Annotated in this window: 4 protein-coding genes; 1 reads left to right on the top strand and 3 read right to left on the bottom strand. The window is 73.4% G+C overall.

The window, feature by feature from the left end; translation table 11 throughout:
* Positions 1-260: 260 nt before the first annotated feature.
* Entirely contained in the window at positions 261-602 is a 342-nt protein-coding gene (locus tag RWP81_RS15095; protein ID WP_314457463.1) for a TfoX/Sxy family protein, read from the bottom strand.
* A gap of 251 nt (positions 603-853) precedes the next feature.
* Positions 854-2125 carry a phosphoribosylamine--glycine ligase gene (purD, locus tag RWP81_RS15090; protein WP_314457461.1) on the bottom strand — a complete coding sequence of 424 codons (1272 nt, stop codon included), beginning with the start codon at positions 2123-2125 and terminating at the stop codon, positions 854-856.
* Between the two features lie 329 nt (positions 2126-2454).
* Here purD and RWP81_RS15085 point away from each other — a divergent pair, with 329 nt between their 5' ends.
* The gene (locus tag RWP81_RS15085; RefSeq protein ID WP_314457459.1) at positions 2455-2811 is read left to right on the top strand and encodes a sterol carrier family protein; all 357 of its coding nucleotides are present in this window, start codon (positions 2455-2457) and stop codon (positions 2809-2811) included.
* Between the two features lie 165 nt (positions 2812-2976).
* Here RWP81_RS15085 and RWP81_RS15080 read toward each other — a convergent pair whose 3' ends face one another.
* Positions 2977-3909 carry a sugar kinase gene (locus tag RWP81_RS15080; protein WP_314457465.1) on the bottom strand — a complete coding sequence of 311 codons (933 nt, stop codon included), beginning with the start codon at positions 3907-3909 and terminating at the stop codon, positions 2977-2979.
* Positions 3910-3912: the final 3 nt, after the last annotated feature.

The raw sequence follows: 3912 nt of genomic DNA, 5'->3' as shown, positions 1-3912 counted from the left end.
TCCCCGCGTGGGGCGGCGGCGTTCGTCGCTCGCGCTAGGTGGCCAGGCGCTCGGTGGCCAGGCGCTCGGTGGCCAGGCGGTCGCGGCGGTCGGGCCGCGGCGGTGATGAACGGAGGAGATGCGGCGAGCGGAGGATGGATGCCGTGCCGGTGGTCCTCCGCTGGCCGTATCTCCTCCGCCGCGCACGGTTCGACGGCCGCGCGGCTCGCCGCGGCCTCGCAAGGCGGTGTCGGGCGAAGCGGCGGTGAGCCGCGGCGCGGCTACGGCGTGATCTCGTCGACGAACGCGCGGGCCTCGTCGATGAGGCTCTGCCATCGGCCGGTGCCCGCGTCGAGGGGCACCTCCGCCCACTCGCGCAGTGGTCGCCCACGCATGATCATGGGCCCGGCGGTTCCTTCGTCGACGATCTCGCCGATGCGCTCCTCGGGCAGTTTCACCACGAGCGAGCCGTTGTGCACGACGAACGCGAACACCTTCTCGCGGATGCGAAGGCCCTCGGTGCCGAACATGCGCCCGATGTCGACGCCGGGCAGCGCACACTGTCGCTCCGCGATCGGATCGAAGATCTCGCGGCCGCGAGCCATGGCATCCCTGTCGACCATGGCCACACGTTAGCGGCGAGGGGAGGCCCGGGCCAGAGGCGAGGGCAGCGGGTCGGCGCGAGCGTGTCGTGGCGGGTGTCGACGGGCATGTCGCCGCCGGGTACGGGCGGCCGGAGTCGATGACGGGAGGAGATTCGGCGACGGGAGGATGGATGCGGCGCGGCCGATCCTCCGTTTACGGATTGTCCTCCCGTGCCCGTGCCCGTGCCCGTGCCCGTGCCCGTGCCCGGGCCTCAGCGCGTGCCCGTGCCTCAGCCCTGCGCGACCTTCGCGGCGATGTCGGTGCGGTACTGCCCGCCCTCGAGGCCGATCCGCTCGAGGCCGGCGTAGGCCGCGGTGCGCGCCTCGGCGAACGTCGTGCCGGTGGCGACGACGCTGAGTACGCGTCCGCCGGTGGCGACGAGCTCGCCGTCGCGGAGCGCCGTGGCGGCGTGGGCGACGTGGACGCCGTCGACCTCTTCGGCCTCGTCGACGCCCGTCAGCACTCGGCCGGTGAGCGGCGCCTCGGGGTAGCCCTCGCTCGCGAGCACGACCGTCACCGCGGTCGCCTCGGCGAACGCGGGGCGGGGCTGATCCTCGAGCGTGCCCGAGGCAGCGGCCAGCAGCAGCCGCGCCAGCGGGTCGACCAGGCGGGGGAGCACGACCTGCGTCTCGGGGTCGCCGAACCGGGCGTTGAACTCGATGACCTTGACGCCCTGCTCGGTGAGGATGAGTCCGGCGTAGAGGAGTCCGATGAAGGGGGTGCCCTCGGCATCCATCTGCCGAATCACCGGCTCCGCGATCGCGCGGGTGACGTGGTCGACGAACTCGTCCTCGCCGCCGAAGCGGTCGGTCAGCCACGGCAGCGGAGAGTAGGCGCCCATGCCACCGGTGTTGGGGCCCTCGTCGCCGTCGCGCAGGCGCTTGAAGTCCTGCGCGGGACTGAGAGGTGCGACGTGGTCTCCGTCGCTGAGGAAGAACAGCGACACCTCGGGGCCCGAGAGGAACTCCTCGATCAGCACGGCGCCGGTGGGCAGGTAGGTCTCGGCATGGGCGAGAGCGGCGTCGCGATCGGAGGTGACGATGACGCCCTTGCCCGCGGCCAGGCCGTCGGCCTTGACCACGTACGGGGCGCCGTACTCGTCGAGGGCCGCTTCGACCGATGCCAGGTCGCCCGCGCGGGCGGATCTTCCGGTGGGGACGCCCGCGGCATCCATGATCCGCTTCGCGTACGTCTTCGAGCCCTCGAGCTGGGCCGCAGCTTTGCCGGGACCGAAGACGGGGATGCCGTGGGCTCGCAGCGGATCGGCGACGCCCGCGACGAGGGGCGCCTCGGGGCCCACGATGACGAGATCGACGGCCTCGGTCTTGGTGAACTCGAGCACGGCCGTGGGGTCGAGCGGATCGAGGTCGACGAGGTGCGCCTCGCGGGCGATACCGGCGTTGCCGGGTGCGGCGAAGATCGCGTGCGACTCCTCTTCAGAGCGCAGGGCGAGGATGATGGCGTGCTCGCGCGCGCCCGAACCGAGGACCAGGATTCTCACGCGGCCAGCCTATCGAGCGGGGGTCCGGCCCTCGGTCGCGGACACAACGCAGGAGTTTTCGGGGGGCAGCCGGGCCGGCGCCGCTCCTGGGCACACGGCGCGTGGCCGATCTCCTGCGTTGTGTCCCGCGGGGCGGGTTCTGCGTTGTGTCGCTCGGGGCCTCCGATTGACGCTGTCGGGTCGGCCGGCCCGCGCCGCCCGCGGACACAACGCAGGAGATTCCTCCGGGCGGTGGACTGTTGCTGGGGTTCGGCGGGGCAGAAATAGACGAAGTCCTGCGTTGTGTCCGGCGGGCCGTGGCGCGGGAGCCCGCGGGTAGCGTGGATGCCATGCCTCCCCGCCGTATCGAGACCGGAGACGGCCGTGCAGCCCTCGCCGCCGTCGCCGCCGGTGACGCCCCGCGCCCGGCGACCGCCACAGCGGTGCGTTACCTGCTGCAGCTGCTGGCCGAGAAGGCGCCCGGCAACTCGGTCGAGATGCGTGTGCCGCCCTTCGGCGCCGTGCAGGTGATCGAGGGCCCCCGCCACACGCGAGGCACCCCGCCCAACGTCATCGAGACCGACGCCGCCACCTGGATCGCCGTCGCGACGGGCCAGGAGCACTGGGCGGATGCCACGACCGCGGGCCGCATCGTCGCCTCCGGCGTGCGCGCCGACCTCAGCGCGCTGCTCCCGTTGCGGCCGTAGCCCGGGCCGCGCCCCCGCGGCTCATCGCCGAGATCACACGATCCGCGCGAGATCACCGGATCGAGCCGCGCAACATCGCGCGATCTCGGGCGGAACGTGTGACCTCGCTGACCGGACCGCGGCCGACGGCTGGCGCGCGCTACGGGCAGACCGGCCCGTCGGGAGTCAGCGCTGAACCGGGTCGTCGCCCCCGGCGAGGAACCGCACCAGGTCGCGGCGGGTCGGGGCCGCCTCCCAGTCGCCGGGCACGAGGCACGCCATCGCGCCGCAGGCGTTGGCGCGCACGAGGGTGTCAGCCGTGTCGAGGCCCTCGAGGAACGCGCTGAGGTAGCCGGCGACGAACGCGTCTCCAGCGCCGACGGTGTCGAGGGGGTCGATGACGAAGCCGAGCGCCTCGGTGACGCCCGCGGAGGTGAAGACCGCCGCCCCTGCGGGACCGCGTTTGACCACGACCTGCTCGACGCCGGCGACGAGCAGCGATTCCGCGGCATCCGGGGTCAACAGGGCGAACTCCTCCACGCCGCCGAACACGAGCGTCGCGCGCTCGGCGATCTCGCGGAGGAGGGGGCCCGCGACGTCAGGGGCGGCCAGCGCGGAGCGGTAGTTCACGTCGAAGCTCACCGGCACGCCGGCGTCGCGGGCACGATCGACGGCGGCGAGCACCGTGTCGCGTGCGCTGGGCGACAGCAGCGGCGTGATGCCCGTGACGTGGAGCAGGTCGGCATCCTCGATCCATCCCGCGGGGACGTCGGAGGGCGCGAGGCGCGAGCCGGCCGAGCCGCGCCGGTAGTAGTGGACCGCGGTGGATGCCGCGGAGGGACGCTCCTTCAACATGAGGCCCGTGGGCGCACCGGCGTCGACGAGCGCGTGCACGTCGAGGCCTTCTCCGCGCAGCTCTCGCGCGATGCGCTCGCCGAGGGGGTCGTCGCCCACGCGACCGAGCCAGGAGGTGTCGATCCCGAGGCGCCGCAATCCGACGGCCACGTTGCTCTCGGCCCCGCCGATGCCGAGGGCGAGGCCCGCGGCGTGACGCAGCGACCCGATCTCGGTCGTGCGGGCGAGCGCCATCGTCTCGCCGAGGGTGACGACGCGGGTCACGAG

It is taken from the genome of uncultured Microbacterium sp., from assembly GCF_963521695.1.
Lineage (GTDB): Bacteria > Actinomycetota > Actinomycetes > Actinomycetales > Microbacteriaceae > Microbacterium.
Note: the sequence above shows the minus strand (reverse complement) of the source record. Positions and strands in the feature narration are given on the sequence as shown.

Bases quoted from the DNA above. Each gene is read 5' to 3' on its own strand.
- RWP81_RS15095 (WP_314457463.1), bottom strand. From the start codon at position 602: ATGGTCGACAGGGATGCCATGGCTCGCGGCCGCGAGATCTTCGATCCG.
- RWP81_RS15085 (WP_314457459.1), top strand. From the start codon at position 2,455: ATGCCTCCCCGCCGTATCGAGACCGGAGACGGCCGTGCAGCCCTCGCC.